19 protein-coding genes are annotated in these 15,952 nt (G+C 59.9%); 6 read left to right on the top strand and 13 right to left on the bottom strand.

The features are described from left to right. Positions 1-308: 308 nt before the first annotated feature. The 4 genes from EDF73_RS15925 to EDF73_RS15910 all read right to left on the bottom strand — a co-directional run bounded on the left by EDF73_RS15925 (position 309) and on the right by EDF73_RS15910 (position 3,162). The gene (locus EDF73_RS15925; protein WP_085397217.1) at positions 309-827 is read right to left on the bottom strand and encodes a FidL-like protein; all 519 of its coding nucleotides are present in this window, start codon (positions 825-827) and stop codon (positions 309-311) included. Continuing rightward, positions 824-1,633 carry a winged helix-turn-helix domain-containing protein gene (locus tag EDF73_RS15920; RefSeq protein ID WP_132730059.1) on the bottom strand — a complete coding sequence of 270 codons (810 nt, stop codon included), beginning with the start codon at positions 1,631-1,633 and terminating at the stop codon, positions 824-826. The genes EDF73_RS15925 and EDF73_RS15920 overlap by 4 nt, the downstream gene beginning before the upstream one ends. Before the next feature lie 21 nt (positions 1,634-1,654). Further along, positions 1,655-2,233, bottom strand: coding sequence for a TetR/AcrR family transcriptional regulator (locus EDF73_RS15915; protein ID WP_132730058.1), 579 nt, complete (start codon positions 2,231-2,233; stop codon positions 1,655-1,657). Positions 2,234-2,379: 146 nt separating this feature from the next. Next, positions 2,380-3,162, bottom strand: coding sequence for an NAD(P)H-dependent oxidoreductase (locus EDF73_RS15910; protein WP_132730057.1), 783 nt, complete (start codon positions 3,160-3,162; stop codon positions 2,380-2,382). Positions 3,163-3,248: 86 nt separating this feature from the next. On the opposite strand from EDF73_RS15910, the gene EDF73_RS15905 reads away from it, so the two are divergent. After that, positions 3,249-4,157 (top strand): LysR family transcriptional regulator, encoded by a 909-nt coding sequence (locus tag EDF73_RS15905; protein ID WP_132730056.1) that lies wholly within the window; start codon positions 3,249-3,251, stop codon positions 4,155-4,157. Next, positions 4,151-4,594, top strand: a complete 444-nt coding sequence (locus tag EDF73_RS15900; protein WP_132730055.1) for a FosA family fosfomycin resistance glutathione transferase — start codon at positions 4,151-4,153, stop codon at positions 4,592-4,594. The genes EDF73_RS15905 and EDF73_RS15900 overlap by 7 nt, the downstream gene beginning before the upstream one ends. A 53-nt stretch (positions 4,595-4,647) precedes the next feature. On the opposite strand, the gene EDF73_RS15895 is transcribed toward EDF73_RS15900, so the two are convergent. Then, positions 4,648-6,060, bottom strand: coding sequence for a PLP-dependent aminotransferase family protein (locus EDF73_RS15895; protein ID WP_132730054.1), 1,413 nt, complete (start codon positions 6,058-6,060; stop codon positions 4,648-4,650). A gap of 177 nt (positions 6,061-6,237) precedes the next feature. Between EDF73_RS15895 and EDF73_RS15890 the strand changes: the two genes are divergently transcribed. From EDF73_RS15890 to EDF73_RS15875, 4 genes are all read left to right on the top strand, one after another. After that, entirely contained in the window at positions 6,238-6,402 is a 165-nt protein-coding gene (locus EDF73_RS15890; RefSeq protein WP_132730053.1) for a DUF1127 domain-containing protein, read from the top strand. A gap of 204 nt (positions 6,403-6,606) precedes the next feature. Beyond that, a complete protein-coding gene (locus EDF73_RS15885) occupies positions 6,607-7,071 on the top strand; it encodes a MarR family transcriptional regulator (RefSeq protein ID WP_132730052.1) in 465 nt (154 codons plus the stop codon). A gap of 6 nt (positions 7,072-7,077) precedes the next feature. Beyond that, complete coding sequence (locus tag EDF73_RS15880) at positions 7,078-8,145, top strand: HlyD family secretion protein (protein ID WP_132730051.1); 1,068 nt, start codon at positions 7,078-7,080, stop codon at positions 8,143-8,145. Beyond that, positions 8,135-9,199 (top strand): DUF2955 domain-containing protein, encoded by a 1,065-nt coding sequence (locus EDF73_RS15875; protein WP_132730050.1) that lies wholly within the window; start codon positions 8,135-8,137, stop codon positions 9,197-9,199. The genes EDF73_RS15880 and EDF73_RS15875 overlap by 11 nt, the downstream gene beginning before the upstream one ends. 2 nt (positions 9,200-9,201) lie before the next feature. Here the strand turns inward: EDF73_RS15875 and EDF73_RS15870 are convergent, their stop codons facing one another. From EDF73_RS15870 to EDF73_RS15835, 8 genes are all read right to left on the bottom strand, one after another. After that, entirely contained in the window at positions 9,202-9,450 is a 249-nt protein-coding gene (locus tag EDF73_RS15870) for a DUF3343 domain-containing protein (protein WP_132730049.1), read from the bottom strand. Next, positions 9,447-10,214: a putative 2-hydroxyacyl-CoA dehydratase activator YjiL gene (gene yjiL / locus EDF73_RS15865; RefSeq protein ID WP_132730048.1), complete on the bottom strand. Its 768-nt coding sequence runs from the start codon at positions 10,212-10,214 to the stop codon at positions 9,447-9,449. Before yjiL ends, EDF73_RS15870 begins: the two co-directional genes overlap by 4 nt. Positions 10,215-10,223: 9 nt before the next feature. Further along, positions 10,224-11,375: a double-cubane-cluster-containing anaerobic reductase gene (locus EDF73_RS15860; RefSeq protein ID WP_132730047.1), complete on the bottom strand. Its 1,152-nt coding sequence runs from the start codon at positions 11,373-11,375 to the stop codon at positions 10,224-10,226. 97 nt (positions 11,376-11,472) lie between these two features. Continuing rightward, entirely contained in the window at positions 11,473-11,712 is a 240-nt protein-coding gene (locus EDF73_RS15855) for a DUF2164 domain-containing protein (RefSeq protein WP_132730046.1), read from the bottom strand. 37 nt (positions 11,713-11,749) lie between these two features. Beyond that, on the bottom strand, positions 11,750-12,994 hold the full coding sequence (mdtM, locus tag EDF73_RS15850) for a multidrug efflux MFS transporter MdtM (RefSeq protein ID WP_132730045.1): 1,245 nt from the start codon (positions 12,992-12,994) through the stop codon (positions 11,750-11,752). Between the two features lie 56 nt (positions 12,995-13,050). After that, positions 13,051-14,343, bottom strand: coding sequence for a DUF445 domain-containing protein (locus EDF73_RS15845; protein ID WP_132730044.1), 1,293 nt, complete (start codon positions 14,341-14,343; stop codon positions 13,051-13,053). Further along, complete coding sequence (locus EDF73_RS15840) at positions 14,336-14,998, bottom strand: LysE family translocator (protein WP_132730043.1); 663 nt, start codon at positions 14,996-14,998, stop codon at positions 14,336-14,338. Before EDF73_RS15840 ends, EDF73_RS15845 begins: the two co-directional genes overlap by 8 nt. 46 nt (positions 14,999-15,044) lie before the next feature. Next, entirely contained in the window at positions 15,045-15,860 is an 816-nt protein-coding gene (locus EDF73_RS15835; protein WP_132730042.1) for an AraC family transcriptional regulator, read from the bottom strand. Positions 15,861-15,952: the final 92 nt, after the last annotated feature.

The raw sequence follows: 15,952 nt of genomic DNA, 5'->3' as shown, positions 1-15,952 counted from the left end.
AAGACTGAGTGAAATTTAAATCCGTGAAATGTTTATTTTTAGATTTTTACTCGGTGATTTAGCCTTTTATAGTCTCTTATTTATCTGTTTATGCTGATGTGTCGTGCGGGAATTTGGCGTTGCCACGGGGGGTTTTTAGCGCGTTGAGGCGCGCCGCGGGGAATGTTAATGGGGTGCTAATTTATTGCGGACGCGGGGTAATATATCCCTCAATTAAATGTGGGTATGGTCATGTTTTTTTCCGCCAGATAAATGCAAAAAGTGCGGTTTCGCGGTGAGGGCGATACCGGGAAAGCAGGGGAGTGGGATTAATCGAACTGGCTGCCGGATTTCAGGGTGCAGACATACAGCGGAGAGTTGATGGAGCTCAGCAGAATTGCCTTCTCGTTGAGCTTCTGGGCGTTAAGAAACAGGCCATCGTGGCTGTCGGACATCTCACGCATAAAATAGGCAAAGATCACGTCCGGGGACTCGTCGATGGACGAGGCGCTGGATTCCCATTTGCTGATGCGGTAGTGGCGCTCGGTGGCAGAGATGCGCTGACTGGTCCAGTTAAATTTGACGTAGCGTTGCAGATAGAGCCAGCCGGCCGCAGAGTCGGTATAGCCTTCGACCACCATCGAGCCTTTGCCGTTGGCGGCAAAATTAAAATGGATATTGCCGTTCACGTTCTCTTTATCCATGTTCTCAAAACGCATGATGGCTTTGCTGGAACAGCTCATCACGCCGTCTTTTTCAACCGGCAGCAGTTTCCAGGCGCTGATCCCCGCGGCGGTGATAAACACCAGGGCCGAGAGAGCGAAGAAGGGACGGGGGGCGAGTCTCATTGCGGCTTCCAGGAGTAGTAGAAATAGTTATCGCAATAGCTGAACGGGTTGTCTTCATGCATGGCGCAGTGGGCGAGAAACACCCGGCCCAGGCCGTTAGTTTCCAGCCTGTCGCCATAGAAGAAGACGAAGCGTTCGCCGGGTTTACACTCCAGCTTCAGCCGCTGGCGCACCTCATCAAAATTTTTGCCGTAGGCGCTGGCGGAGACCGATCGCAGCATCTCGTCGCTGGCCAGCAGCTCGCACTGGCTGTGGGTCATTTGGGTCAGGGTGATGGGGCGGGATTCGCTGCCGCCGACGAAAGCAAAGGCCAGCAGCAGCAGGGCGATGGTCAGCAGGCTGGCTCCGGCGAGATACCAGCAGGTGCCCCGCGCATGCCGCGAGGGGGCGGCGTTTTCCTCGGCGGCGGAAGGCGAAATGGACTCCTGCGCCGGCGGGATTTGCGCCTCGGGCGCGGCCGGAACCACCGCGCCGTCGTCAATGATGGCGATGGTTAAATCGGGGTTGAGCTGCAGCAGGCCGCGCGACACGGTGACAATGATATTGTCGATGTCATAGTGGCGGAAGGTCTTGCGCAGCATGCTCAGGTACTGGTTGAGGTTGCTGTTAGATGAGGTTAATCCGTTATCATCCCAGACCTTTTTCAGCACTTCGTCGCGGCTGATAACCTCGGGATGGCGCAGAAAATAGTACAGCAGCGCGCTGGCGGTGATCGACAGCTGGCTATCTGGTTCATCGCTTCCCGGTAGGGTCAGTGTGCCGTCCGTTGCATCATAAATGAGACGGGCATGGATGTTGTAGCGCATCGCGGCCTCAATCTAAGCGCTTCACGCGGGAAGCGTCATCTTCGTCAGATCGCTCACCAGGGATCGGCGGTGTTCGCTGCTCATGGTGCGCCCTTCGGTGAGCTCCGATAACCAGATGCCGTCGGCGGCATAGCGCACCAGGGTACCGGTATGGCTGTTATCCAGCTCATCCCCCTGCGCCAGATACCCCAGCATCCAGTCGCGCCAGCATTTTCGCAGCACCGGTTCGTCCGGCATCGCCAGCGACAGCACCATCAGCTGGCGGCTTTCGTGGGTGTCCGTCAGGTCGGAAAGATAGTGCAGGTAGGCGCGGGTAAAGCGCCCGTAAGCGATATTATCGGCGGCCATCAGCTCGCTTATCGCCTTTTCCATAATCGCCAGCAGACGGGCGAACAGGGCGAAGAGCAGCGCCTGTTTATTGGGAAAGTGATGCAGAAGACCGCCTTTACTGACGCCTGCCCCCTGAGCAACGGCGTTCAGCGAGAGCGAGGCGATGCCATCCCTGCCGGCAATGGTTGCCGCTGACTCCAGCAGTTGCTGATGCAGGCGGGCGGGATCTTTTTTGCGGTGCTGGGCTTCCATATTCATGGCCGGAATCATACCGACCAGACGGTATGATTATTCTTGATAGCGATCAACATGTTGGGCGGTGCAGGGCGATGGGTTTCCGTTATTGCGCGGAGGCTCACAATTCATCATACCCATGATGGCGATATCCCGTTTGCCCGGGGTATCGCCAGCGCGAATTACCCGTTGTGGCGGTGCACCACAAAGCCGCTCTCTCCCGGCGCCAGCTCCGGACGCAGCGTCAGGGACGGGATCAGATAATCGCCGTGGTTCTGCCGGCGGAACGGGATGGGCGCAGTGTGTGCCAGGGTATCCAGACGCAGCGCCAGTTCCGCGCACTGTTCAGCGAAACGTTCGGCATCGGTTTTTTCCGTGCGGTAGAACACCAGCGGCGGCAGCACCTCGAAGCCGGGGTAAAACAGTATCCCATGCTGGATAGGGAACAGAATATCGTCGATCGGTCCGTTGATACCGCGCGACGAATAGTGCTCCGCCCAGCCGCCGGCGGTGACGACCAGCATCGCTCGCTTGCCGACGAAGGTCCCTTCGCCGTAGCGATCGCCCCAATGGCTATCGCTGTGCTCGCCGACGCCATAGGCAAAACCGTAGGCATACACGCGATCTATCCAGCCTTTCATAATGGCGGGCATCGAGAACCACCACAGCGGGAACTGAAAAATCACCGTATCGGCCCACAGCAGCTTCTCCTGCTCCGCAACGATATCCGCACTTTGCGTTCCCTGTTCAAAGGCCTGCTTTGAGTCGAGCGTCGAACGCCAGAACTCGCCGACCGGCGGGGCGCTACTGTCGTCGGCATCAAAGCCCGCTTTCCAGCGCATGGCGTAGAGATCGGAGACCTGCACCTCGTGCCCGGCCTGCTGCAGATGTTGCACGGCAAAATCTTTTAAACCGCCATTTAGCGAACGGGGTTCAGGATGGGCGTAAATCAACAGTACTTTCATAACATCACCTCTGGGCTGTGGAGAGCTGCAGAGTAGGCGCTGAGCCGTTATAGTAGAAATTAATTACTTAAATCTCAGGTATAGCTGTGATTAATTTACACCGTCTGGACCTTAATCTGCTGCGCACCCTCGATGTGCTGCTGAGTGAACACAACGTCACGCGGGCGGCGCAGCGGCTGAATCTGTCGCAGCCATCGGTCAGTATCCAGCTCGCCAGACTGCGGGAGATCTTTGCCGACCCGCTGCTACTGCCGGGGCCGCGCGGCATGCTGCCTACCGCTCGCGCCGATGAGTTACGCGGGCCGCTGCGCGATGCGCTCACCGCCCTCGAGCAGGCGGTGGCGCCCGCCAGTCGGTTCGATCCGGCGACGGCGGCGCAGACCTGGCGCGTCGCGGCGACAGATTATATGGCCTCGGCGATTTTGCTTCCGGCGTTGCACGCGCTGCGGCTGGCATCGCCGGCCAGCCGCCTGGCGGTGTTTGAGCTCCAGCCGGCACGGCTGGTGCAGCAGGCGGAACGTGACGAGGTGGATCTGGTTCTTCATACCCGGGATGGCGCGCCGCCGGAACTGCATCAGCGACTGCTGTTCAGCGAGCGTTACGTGCTGGCGGGCAGAGCGGGGCACCCGGCGCTCAATCCCGGGCTGAGCCTTGCACGGTTCTGCCAGCTGGAGCAGGCGATCGTCTCGCCGGACGGCGGCGGTTTTCATGCGGCGACCGATATCGCGCTGGCTAATCTCGGGCTGGCGCGACGGGTTGTCCTTTCGGTGCCACATTTCCTGTTTATGCTGGAGACGCTGCGCAACAGCGAGCTGGTGGCGGTGGTGCCGGAGCGGCTGGTGCGCGGGGTTAGCGGGCTGACGGTTATTGAGCCGCCGCTGGCGGTGGCCGGGTTTGATATGCTGATGCTGTGGCACGAGCGCTGGCACCGCGATCCGGCGCACCAATGGCTACGGCAGCAAATCGTGATGTCATTAGAGGATAAACCATGCTGAGCGGATTAAATCACCTGACCCTGGCAGTCAGCGAGCTGGCGCCGAGCGTCGCCTTTTATCACCAGCTGCTGGGGATGAAGCTGCACGCCCGCTGGGACGGCGGAGCCTATCTTGCCTGCGGCGATCTGTGGCTGTGCCTGTCGCTGGACCCGCAGCGGCGCCCCACCCCGCCGGAGGAGAGCGACTATACCCACTACGCGTTTAGCATCGCCGAAGCCGATTTCGCCGGGTTTGCCGCCCGTCTGGAGGTGGCCGGGGTGACGATGTGGAAAGTGAATAAAAGCGAAGGGGCGTCTTATTACTTCCTCGACCCCGACGGCCACAAGCTGGAGCTGCACGTCGGCAGCCTGGCCCGTCGCCTGGCCGCCTGTCGCGAGCGGCCGTATAAAGGGATGGTGTTTTTTGACGAGGACCCGCAGGTGGCCGGGAACCCTTAGCCCCGGTCAGCGCAGCGCTGCCGGGGACAAGCCAGTTCGTGACGGTGAAAAACTCACTCCATCGCCACCTTCACCGCTTCGCCCAGCTTCACCATCACCTCCCGGTGCTTGTCGATCGGCGGCAGGGCGCAGTTGATCCTGACGCAGTTGCGGTATTTCCCCGAGGCCGAAAACAGCGACCCCGGCGCGACCTGGATTTTCAGGCGGCACAGCTGTTTGGCGACGCAGACCATATCCACGTGTTCGGGAAGCTCGACCCACAGCATATAGCCGCCCTTTGGTCGGGTGACGCAGATCCCGCAGGGAAAATACTCCCGCAGCCAGCAGGTATAGATCTCCATGTTGCGCTGATAGATCTGGCGCATGCGCCGCACGTGGCGATGGTAGTGGCCTTCGCTAATGAACGTTGAGGCCGCCAGCTGGGTGGCCGGGACGTTGGTGCCGCTGGCGGCATATTTCATCTGCAGCAGACGATCGTAATAGCGGCCGGGCGCAATCCAGCCGATGCGCAGTCCGGGGGCAATGGTTTTGGTAAAGGAACTGCAGAGCATGACCCGGCCGTCGATATCCCATGAATGAATGGTGCGCGGACGCGGGTAGTCGGTGGCCAGCTCGCCGTAAATATCATCCTCAAAAATGACGATATCGTGGCGCTGGGCGAGGGTTAGCACGGCCCGCTTACGGGCGTCCGGCATAATAAACCCCTGCGGGTTGTTGCAGTTGGGAACCAGGATCACCCCTTTGATCGGCCACTGCTCCAGCGCCAGCTCCAGCGCTTCAATACTGATCCCGCTGTCCGGATCGGTCGGGATCTCAATGGCTTTGATCCCTAAACCGCGCAGCAGCTGCATGGTGCCGTAATAGGTCGGCGACTCCACCGCGACGATGTCGCCAGGCTGGCACACCGACAGCAGGGCCAGCGACAGCGCACTGTGACACCCGCTGGTGATCACCAGATCGTTGGCGGTGACCACGGAACCGCCGTCCAGCATCAGGCGGGCGATCTGCTCCCGCAGTTCGCGGCGCCCCGCCAGTTCGTCATAGTTAAGTACTTCGCTGAGATTATGCTGTACCACCCGGCTGAGCTCGCGCCACAGCGGTTTCAGGCTCGGCTGAGTGACGTCCGGTGAACCGCCGCCGAAAGGGATGATCGATTTGTCGTTGCGCGCGTCGAGCATGGTCAACACCTGATCCCACTGGGTGATCTCCACCGGGCGCTGTACCGGGCGCGACATCGGCGGCACCGGCGGTTGAGCTTTCCGCGGGGCGACAAAATAGCCGGATCGCGGCTGCGGGGTGATCAGCCGCTGTTGTTCCAGGGTCTGGTAGGCCTGCTGAACGGTGCTGATGCTGACTCCGTGCTCCTGGCTCAGGCTGCGTACCGAAGGCAGCTTTTCACCGTCGCGATACAGGCCTTGTTCAATGCGCTCCGCCAGCAGATTGGCCAGATGTTGATAACGCGTCATGCTGTATCCCTTATTTTCGCCATACAGATGGATAAACCGGTACAGATTGGCGGGAAAAATTCCACGCAGATACCGTTTTAGCCAATCTGTATGTTAAAGAAAAGTATTTTGTGAATCTGTATTGTTTAGCCTCGGATCCGTGAAGATAAAGCCTCTGGTAAGGCGAGGAGGTAGAGGATGGAATTTCACGAGAACCGGGCAAGACAGCCGTTTATCGGCTTCGTATTACTGAGTCGGGCGCTCAAAAAATGGTGGCTTCGGGAACAAACCCGACGGGTACTGCAGCGAATGAGCGACGAACAGCTGAAAGACGTCGGGTTACGGCGGGATCAGATAAATTAAAAAATGCGCTTTTCCCCGGACTGCGCGTAAACGCCTTATAAGGGCTATCGCCCCGTAGCCCTTATAAGCGCAGCGTGACCGGGGAAATACCCGCCAGAGTTATGACATTCACGATATTTATCAATTAATGCTTCTGCGTCCGCTGTTTCTTGATACTTACCCTGATAAGTATTATTTTCTTCTCAGCTAACTGAGGAAAGAAACATGACCGAAGACGAACTGTTTGCCCGCCGCCCGATGGGGATGCGGATGGCGATGGTGGTCCGCCAGTGGCGCGCGACCATCGACGCCGCCATCACCGAGACCGGCCTGACCCAGTCAAGCTGGACGGTGCTGATGCAGCTGCATCAGCTGGGGGACAACGTCTCAGTCAGCGAACTGGCGGAGGTGCAGGGCATTGAACTGCCACCGCTGATGCGCACCCTCACGCAGCTCGAAAACCAGGGCTATCTGCTACGTTCAACATCGCCCTATGACAAACGTATACGCCTGCTGACGTTGACGGCGGAAGGTCGGTCGATACTGGAAGAGCTGAACCGCGTGATTGAGGTTTATCAAACCCGGGTCACCCGGACCATTCCGCCGGACGATCTCGCCACCTTCAGCGCCACATTAAATCAAATCGCCTGCAATTTGCGGATCATCCGCGAAGAAGATAATAAGATCTAAAAAACTATGATGACGCCAGAACAAAAATTTGCCCGCTGGGTAAGGGTGAGTATTGCCACTTTCCTGGTGGTATTCGCCTGGTTTATCGTTGCCGATATCTGGATCCCGCTGACGCCGGACTCCACCGTGATGCGGGTGGTGACCCCGGTCGCACCGCGGGTCTCCGGCTATGTGTCACAGGTCTATGTGCACAATAATAGCCAGGTGAAGAAGGGAGACCTGCTCTATGAGCTGGATCCGACGCCGTTTATCAACAAAGTCCAGGCGGCGCAGATTGCGCTTGCCCAGGCGAAGCTGAGCAACCAGCAGCTGGATGCGCAGATCGCCGCCGCGCGCGCCAACCTGCGTACCGCGCAGTACACCGCCCGCAACGATAAGGTCACCCTCGATCGCTACCAGCGCCTGAGCGCCATGCAGAACGTCTCGCAGGCGGATCTGGATAAGGTGCGCACCACCTGGCAGAGCAGCGAACAAGCGGTGAGCGCGCTGAATGCCAGCATTCAGAATCTGTTAATCCAACGCGGGGAGCGTGACGATAGCCGCAACGTCACGCTGCAAAAATACCGTAATGCGCTGGAAGAGGCGCGGCTCAACCTTGGCTGGAGCAAAGTCTACGCCGAAACGGACGGGATGGTGAGCAACCTGCAGCTCAACCCCGGCCTGTATTCTACCGCCGCCACGCCGCTGCTGGCGCTGGTCAGCAACCATACTGATATCGTCGCCGATTTTCGTGAGAAAAGCCTGCGTCATACCGGAGTGAATACCGATGCCGCGGTGGTCTTTGACGCTCTGCCGGGTAAAGTCTTCCCGGCGCACGTCACCAGCAGCGATGCCGGTATTCTGGCCGGCCAGGAAGAGGTTAACGGCCAGCTGTCGCAGCCGGAGCAGTCCACCCGCTGGGTACGCGATGCCCAGCGGATGCGTATCCACGTCGCCCTCGACGAGCCGCTGGAAAAGGCGCTGCCGACCGGGGCTCGCGCTACGGTACAGCTCTATAATAGCGAGGGGCCGTTCGCCCGTACCTTTGCCGGGCTGCAGATCCATCTGGTGAGCCTGCTGCACTATGTCTATTAATACGCTGGCCCGGGTCTTCACCCCGCACGGCAATATCGTCTATACGGCGAATGACTTTCGCCAGACGCTGCGCATTGCCTTCGCCGGGATGATTGCGCTGAGCATATCGACCTTCTACGACGTGCAGTACGGCGTTTTCTTTGTGGTCTATCCGCTGATGCTGCTGTCGCTGGTGCCGGTTTTCAACCGCCACGTCGCAACGCAGTTCATTTTTAGCGCGGCGGTGAATTGCGTGGAAATGGTGCTGATCGTCGGCTATTTGTCGCAATGGCCGGTGATCATGACGCTGGTGGTTTTTGGCCTCTACGTGATGCGTTTTCGCTTTATGAGCCAGGGGCCGCTGTTTCTGCTGGGGTCGATGGGGGTGGTCTGTCAGAGCACGATGCTCAACTTTATGAGCTATCCCACCAGCAACTGGCACACGCTGCTGTTCTCTAATATGGAAGCCTGCGTGATGGCGGTGGCGCTCAGCGCGTTAATGAATTACCTGATCCCGGATGTGGAACCGCGGAAGCCGCCGCCGCGCATCGAGAAAGACGCCGCCCGCATCCGCCATGAGTCTCTGCTCTCCGGTACCGTCGCCACCCTCATTTTCGTGGTCTTCCAGATCTGCGATCTGAGCGATTCCCTCTCGGCGCTGATGGCGGGGATTTTGATCCTCTTCCCGATGCACTATCGCGGCGCGGTGATCAGCTCGCTGTGGCGCGTGGTGGGGGTGGTGCTGGCGTGCCTGTATATTCTGGTGGTGCAGCTACTGATCTATGATTTCAGCAATCATATGGTGCTGATGATGCCGCTGATCGGCCTGGGGTTGGCCTTCAGCGCGCGCCTGCACGTGATGGAGAAGGTCGGCGCCGGGGTGGGTTTCGCCAGTATTACCACGATCGGGATTATGTTCGGCCAGAACCTGCAACCCGACCAGGATCTGATCTTCAGCGACCTCTATCGCATCACCTCGGTGACCACGTCGCTTATTGTGACGCTGACGCTGGTCTTTCTGGTGCACCGGATCCTGAACTGTTTCGCCCCGACGCGGTTTGTCATCACGGAATAGCCTCAGGCTGGCCAGCTTGAGGCGCAGCGCCACTGCCCATCGGCATAGCGGTAAATCGCCGCCGTTTCCCCGGGGGTCACCCAACGCTGCTCTTCTCCTGGTAGACAGCGCAGATAAATGCACAGCCCGCAGCCGCTGCGCAGCTGGCGCGGGATATCCTTGACCTGAAAGGAGAGTCCCGCCGCCTGCAGGGCTTTACGCATCCGCACCACCCCTACCGTTGAATGAAATAAAAACAGATACGTCGTCATTCTCGTCGCCTCTGGCGTTGGCCGATCAGCGCCGCGCCGATGGCCCCGGCAAACTGGGCGTCCGGATGCCTGTGCACCACCATGCCGACGTGACGTTCCAGCATAGCGGCGAACGTCGCGCAGCGGCTGACGCCGCCGGTAAACAGCAGCGGCCCCTGCGCCGGCAGCCGACCGATGAAGTGGGCGCTGCGCCGGGCCATGGCGTTAACCACCCCGGCCAGAATAGCCTCCGGTGGTACCCCCGCCGATCGCAGGCTGATCACTTCGGATTCGGCGAAGACCGTGCACATGCTGGTGATGGCGTGCGGCGTAACGCCCTCGGTGATAGCATCCAGCCGCTCTACGCTGGCACCAAGCGTGCGCGCAATCACCTCAAGAAAGCGCCCGGTGCCCGCCGCGCATTTGTCGTTCATCAGGAAGTCGCTGAGATTGCCGTGCTCATCGAGCTGGATCACCTTGCTGTCCTGGCCGCCGATATCAATCACCGTGCGGGTTGCCGGAGCCAGCAGGCGGGCGCCAAGCCCGTGGCAGGAAATCTCCGTCACCTGCTTATCGGCAAAATCCACCAGCTGGCGGCCATAGCCGGTTAAGGTCAAAAACGGCCGGGATGCCAGCCCGGCGCTGAGGGTTTCCCGGGCTTCGACAATCGCGTCGGCGGGGCGGAACGGCGTCGGGCACAGAAAGCGCCGCTGGATGATGCCATCCGCCAGCAGGATGCCCTTCGTCGCCGTGGAACCTGAATCAATACCTAGCGTAAAAACCACGACTCTTCCTTACAGTATTTCAATAAACGCCGCGACGCGGGTGTTGAGCTGACCGATATCGGCCGTCGAATAGTCGGTTTCAATCGCCATATAGGGGATGTGGTGCTGCTGGCGGACGTGGCGCTTAATCGTCAGCGACTCCACCGCATAGGTGTGGCAGGCCTGTAAAATCACATCCACCACGCCATCCGCCTGGTACTCTTCGACCATCTGGCTCAGCAGGGTTAAACGCTGGTCGTTCGGCGAGATGCAGGAACAGCCGATGGCGAGGTATTTGTCGGTCAATGCGTCGTAGACGTCGCCGCTCTCTGCCACGCAGCGTTCGGTGGCCTTCGCGCCGGTGCAGTTCTCATAACCGACCACCCAGCCGCCGTTCTCTTCGATGGCGCGGACCACCTTTTCCGCCGCGCCGCCGATCGGGCAGCCGGTGATCAGAATACGCGGGCGGGCCGCCAGCCGGGTGCCTGCCTGCCATTCATGACGTACGCGATCGGCCATCTCGTTCAGCTCGGCGATCAGCGCTTCTTTGTCAAAACGGAAGGTCGCGCCGTAGACCACTTTTAAGATGTCGCTGCCGCTGAGCGCGGGAGGATTAAGCTGGCCCACGCGATAGAAATTGGCCAGCGCCCGGCGCTCGCGGTTCTTCAGCACGATCGCCTCGCGCAGCGCCGCCTCGCTGATTGGGGTAGCGAAACGGGCTTCCAGCGCCTGCTGTAAACGCAGAATCTCCGCTTTCCATAGCGCTCGCGAGGCGGGATCGCTGGCGCTGTTCGGCAGCTGCATCACGTGGACCGCTTTAAACTCTGCCATGTACTCGTACATTTTCTTTTTGCCATCGCAGGTGGTTTCGCCGACTACCAGGTCGGAAAAGTAGAAGTAGGGACATTTGTCCGTTTTGCCAAAGCCGTAGCTGCTTTTAATCAACGGGCAGAGGTTGCGCGGCAGCTCTTTCTCCGCCTGATCGATGGTTTCATCGGAGGTAGAACACAGCGAGACGACCACCGCGCCAGCCGCCATGGCAAGCTCCTGCGGCATAAAGGTGCAGTAGGTGCCCACCAGCGGAATGTTGTGCTCTTTGAGTTCCATCACGGTGAGGAAGCCCTTCTGGCGGGCTTCGGAGAACTGATCGAAAATGGCGGGTAGATCGGTGATAAGCGACATGGTTTTCCTTCCCCGTACACGGGAGATGATGCAAGAATCTGCATTATAACCATGCCATAAGTGTGTGTTTATTGATCTCCTGCGGGCGTTAACCGACCTAATAGACTTTTTTCAAATCCATCTCTTCCTGAATCCGCTCGCTCCAGGCGAGATGGGTCCGGATGGCCTCTTCGATGCCGGCGTTGTAAAACAGCGGCCCCAGCTCTTTGGCGATAAAGTCGACAAAAAACTCGGCGTCGAACTGCTCCAGCTCAAGGTCGAAATGGGTTTCACAGTATGTGCTTAGCTTCTCGCGTAGCAGGTCGCGCTGCGCCGGGCTGAGTTCAATATCGCTCATCTTTGCTCTTTCTCTGTGGGGTTATACGCTAAGGTTATCAGGATTGCCGGGCTTCGATGGCCGCTTCTGAACGTTGGCGCAGGTTGTGCAGTAACCCGACCAGGCAGCAGGAGGCCGCGATCCCGGCGACCACCGCCAGCATGTGGAACGGCAATCTGCCGCCGTGAAACCATAGCCAGCGCGCCCCCTCAATGGCCAGCGCGCTGACGCTGAGGATCACTATATTCAGCGACGCGGAGACGGTGCCTTTCGGCAGATCGTTGGAAAACAGGGTAAAGCGGAACAGCGTCGGGAAAATCAGCCCGATGCCGAAAGAGTAGAAGCAGGTCCCCAGCACCGACCATAGCCAAACGTGCGGCCACGCCAGGTTGCCGAAAATCAGCAGCGCCAGCCCGATGGCCTGGAGGGGCAGCGCGCTCAGGACGAAGCGCGGGCGCGTGGGGTCCTGCACCCAGCGCGCTACTGACAGGTTGGCGATAATCACCGCGCTGAAGACCGGCACCTGGACCCAGGCGAATTCGCCGCTGCTGAGCCCGCCGTCATCCATTAAGATAACCGGCGAGACCGCCACCCAGCTCATCAGCGGGATATAGCTCAGCGAGAGCGTGGCGGCGCCGGACAAAAAGATCCGGTCGCGAAAGACGTCGCGGAAGTCACGAACCACGCTACCGGCGCTGAAGGGCACGTCGCCGCGGCGCACCGTTTCCGGCATGTTCAGCAGCAGCCCCAGCCAGGCGATAAACCCCATCGCGGCGATAATCCCGAACAGCGCTTTCCAGTGGACGAAGTGCATCAGCGCCGCGCCGGAAAGCGGGCCGACGATCGGCGCCACCAGGACGATCGAGGTGATCACCGCCATCAGCTTAATCGATCTTTTCTCATCAAAGGCCTCCTGCACGGTGACGTAGCCGACCGTGGCGATGAAACAGATGCTGGTGCCCTGAACGAAGCGCGCGACGAGGAACTGCGTCATGGAGGTGGTCAACATCGTCGCGAGACAGGCGAGGGTGAAGAGCAGCGCTCCGGCAAGCAGTACCGGCCGACGGCCGATACGGTCTGAGAGCGGTCCCAGCAGCCACTGCAGGGCCATACCGCCGGCCATATACAGGCTGACCGAGGCCGGCGCCAGCGCCACGTCGGCGTTGAAATCGCGCACCACGTGGATGATCCCGGGCTGGATAAGGTCGGTGGTCAGATAGGCGGAAAAATCATAGAGAATCAACGCTATGGGAAAGACAAGCGTAGCGGAATGACGAGCAAATAGTCGCGATATCCATCGCATAGTCTGCCCCTCCTTATCGGGTATTTATCGCCGGAAGCGTTGTGATGCTACCATTTTCAGCCAATCTTAAGATGCAGCAGCGTCGGAATTTGCGATAACAGCCACAGCAGCAGGCCGATGCTGCCGCCGACCAGAGTGCCGTTGATGCGGATAAACTGCAGGTCTTTACCGATGTTCAGTTCGATTTGCCGCGACATATCCCGCGCGTCCCAGCTTTTAACCGTATCGCTGATATGGCGGGTCAGGAAGGCGGCAAACTCCGGCGCCACCCGGTGGGCCGCCTGCTCAAGGTGCTCGTTCAGCGACTCGCGCAGCGCATCATCATGGAGCAAGGTCTCGCCAAACCACTGTCCGGCGTCGGCAATACGCTGTTTAATCCGCGAATCATCGTGGGTGACGTCGTTTTTAATCCACGTCCGCAGGTCGGCCCACACCTCGCCAAGGTAGCGGTTGAAGGTTTCATCGTTTTTCAGATACGCCTTCATGTTCTCCGCTTTTTCGGCCAGCAGCGGATCGGATTTCAGGCTGTCGATCAGTTTTAGGGTTGCGCGATCGAACGCCTGGCGGATCTGATGGCTGCGATCCTGGGTCACCTCGTCGAGCAGGGTATTGACCGCATCGGTGACCATATCGGCGCTGTGCTCGCCCAGCCATTCGGTGGGCAGGATTTTGGCCTTCAGCGGGTGTTCGGTCTCCAGCCAGCGGACAATCCCGCGGGCGATGAACGCGCGTGAGCTATCGCGCTGCAACAGGGCGATCAGCTGGGTAATCAGCGAGTCCAGCAGCTTCTGGTGGCGATTGTTGCGGGTTAATCCCTCCAGCATCATGGCGCTGGTCTGCGTCAGGTCGACCTTATCAATCGCCTTGTGTACCGCCCGGCGCAGCAGGCGCTGAATGCGGGCGTCGTCGGTGAGCTCGAGAAAGCCGCTCATCACCTGCAGCAGATGGTGACCCACCCGCTGGGCGTTGGCCGGCTGGCTGAACCAGTTGCCGAGCATCAGCGCGGGTTCATAGCGGCGGATGAGCGCCACCAGCGAGGGGGTGTCGAGGAATTTCTCCTGCACGAAATAGCCGAGATTATCGGCGATCCGGTCTTTATTACGGGGAATAATCGCCGTATGTCGGGAGATAAACGGCAGCGGAATACGGCGAAACAACGCCACCACCGCGAACCAGTCGGCCAGCGCGCCGACCATCGCCGCTTCGGAAATGGCCTTCAGCGCGCTGACCCATGGCGTCGGCGGCAGCAGCAGGGTGGTGATAAAGATGGCGACTGCAATCAGCAGCAGCGACAGCGCCAGCAGTTTGGCGCGTTTCAGTTCAGCAAGTTTTTCCATAGGCTTAAGCATATAACCTGACGGCGGACTCGTGCAAAAACTGCCACACGATCCACAGGCCGAATCCCATTAGCACCGCCCCCGCCGCCCGCTCAACGCGCCAGATCATACCGGAGAGGCGGCGCTGAACCGGGGCAAGCGCGATCAGCGAGACCAGCAACAGATCCCATACCAGCACCACGCTGACCATCCAGATGCCGCAGGTTGCCTGCTGCAGCAGGGTAACGTCGGGGCCGAGCATCGAAGTCATCAGCGCCAGATAAAACAGCGCGTTTTTCGGATTGAGCAACGAAGAGCCGAGCCCCAGCAGCAGCTGTTTAGCCAGCCCGGGCCGTGCGCCAGGGGTTGTGTGCCAGTCCAGCGCCGACGGGCGACTTTGCAGCAGCCGACTGCCAATCCACAGCAGATACGCCGCCCCCAGCAGCTCGACCAGGGTAAACAGCAGCGGCGCCTGGCGCAGCACGCCCCAGCCGATAATCGCCAGCAGGATGTACAGCCCGTTGCCGGCGGCAATCCCGAGACACAGGCCGCCGCTGCCGCGCAGGCGATAGCGGATGGCGTAGCCAATCAGTAAAAAGAAATCCGGCCCGGGACTGAGCAGGGCGACGAAGTGGGAAAGCGCCAGCGCCGGGAAAGCGGGCGGAAAAAGCGGGGAAAACATGTCCATAGCGACCTCTGAAGTAACCTGAAGTCAGGCTACGGCAGCCGGAGCGCTAATTATTGTCTGATATTGATCGGCCAAGCGCGTACTGGCGCGGCGTGGCGGCGGTATAGCTGACGAAGGTTTTATGGAAGTGGCTCTGGTCGGCAAAACCCGCCTGGTAGCCGACATCGGCAATCTCATCCCCGGCGCGCAGGCGCGTTTTGGCGAATTCGATACGCGCCATATTCATAAAGCTGGCGGGGGTCAGGCCGGTGTCCTGCTTAAAGGTGCGAATCAGCGTCTCTTTACGCAGGGCGAACTCGTGGGCCAGCGCGTCGAGCGAGGGGGGCGCCAGCAGGTCCGCCGCCAGGCGCTGGTAGAGCTGGGAGCTGATGGCGCGCAGAGGCGTTTCCGCGGCGGCCTGCAGCGGCAGCGCCTGAAGTAACTGCGCCACCCTGGCTGGCAGAGCGGCCGTTTGCTGCTGCGCCATTAACGCCACAATCTGCTGATATTGCGCGAAAAGTTGGCGATGGCGAATCACCGGCTGCGCCACGGTCAGCTGCGCATGGCGAGGCATCTGCGGCAGCTGCTGCAGGCACCAGCTCATATCGAGGTAGAGCATATGGTAGCTTCGCGGCTGCCCGCTGCGCGGGTTACAGCTGTGCGGCATTTGCGCCGGGATGACAATCAGATCGCCCGGCTGCAGGAGATACTCCTGCCCGTCGCAAACACAGCAGGTTTCCCCGGCGACAATGGCCCCCAGCGACAGCTGCGGGTGACGGTGTCGTTTATAGGACTGGCGGCTTTGCCAGGTGCTGCGCAGCTCCAGCCAGGGGAGAGTTTCATCGCGCCAGAAGGTCTGCGGGATATCACGCGTGCGGCTCACGGCCTGCTCCTTTGCTGAGGGGATAGTTGGGTTTTATAACACGCCCGTCCGGGCCTGTCTGCGGGATGAGGCGCGCGCCGTCGGCGGCGACC

It is taken from the genome of Klebsiella sp. BIGb0138 (assembly GCF_004342285.1).
GTDB lineage: Bacteria > Pseudomonadota > Gammaproteobacteria > Enterobacterales > Enterobacteriaceae > Klebsiella.
The sequence above is the reverse complement of the archived record's forward strand: the minus strand, read 5'-3'. Positions and strand labels throughout refer to the sequence as shown.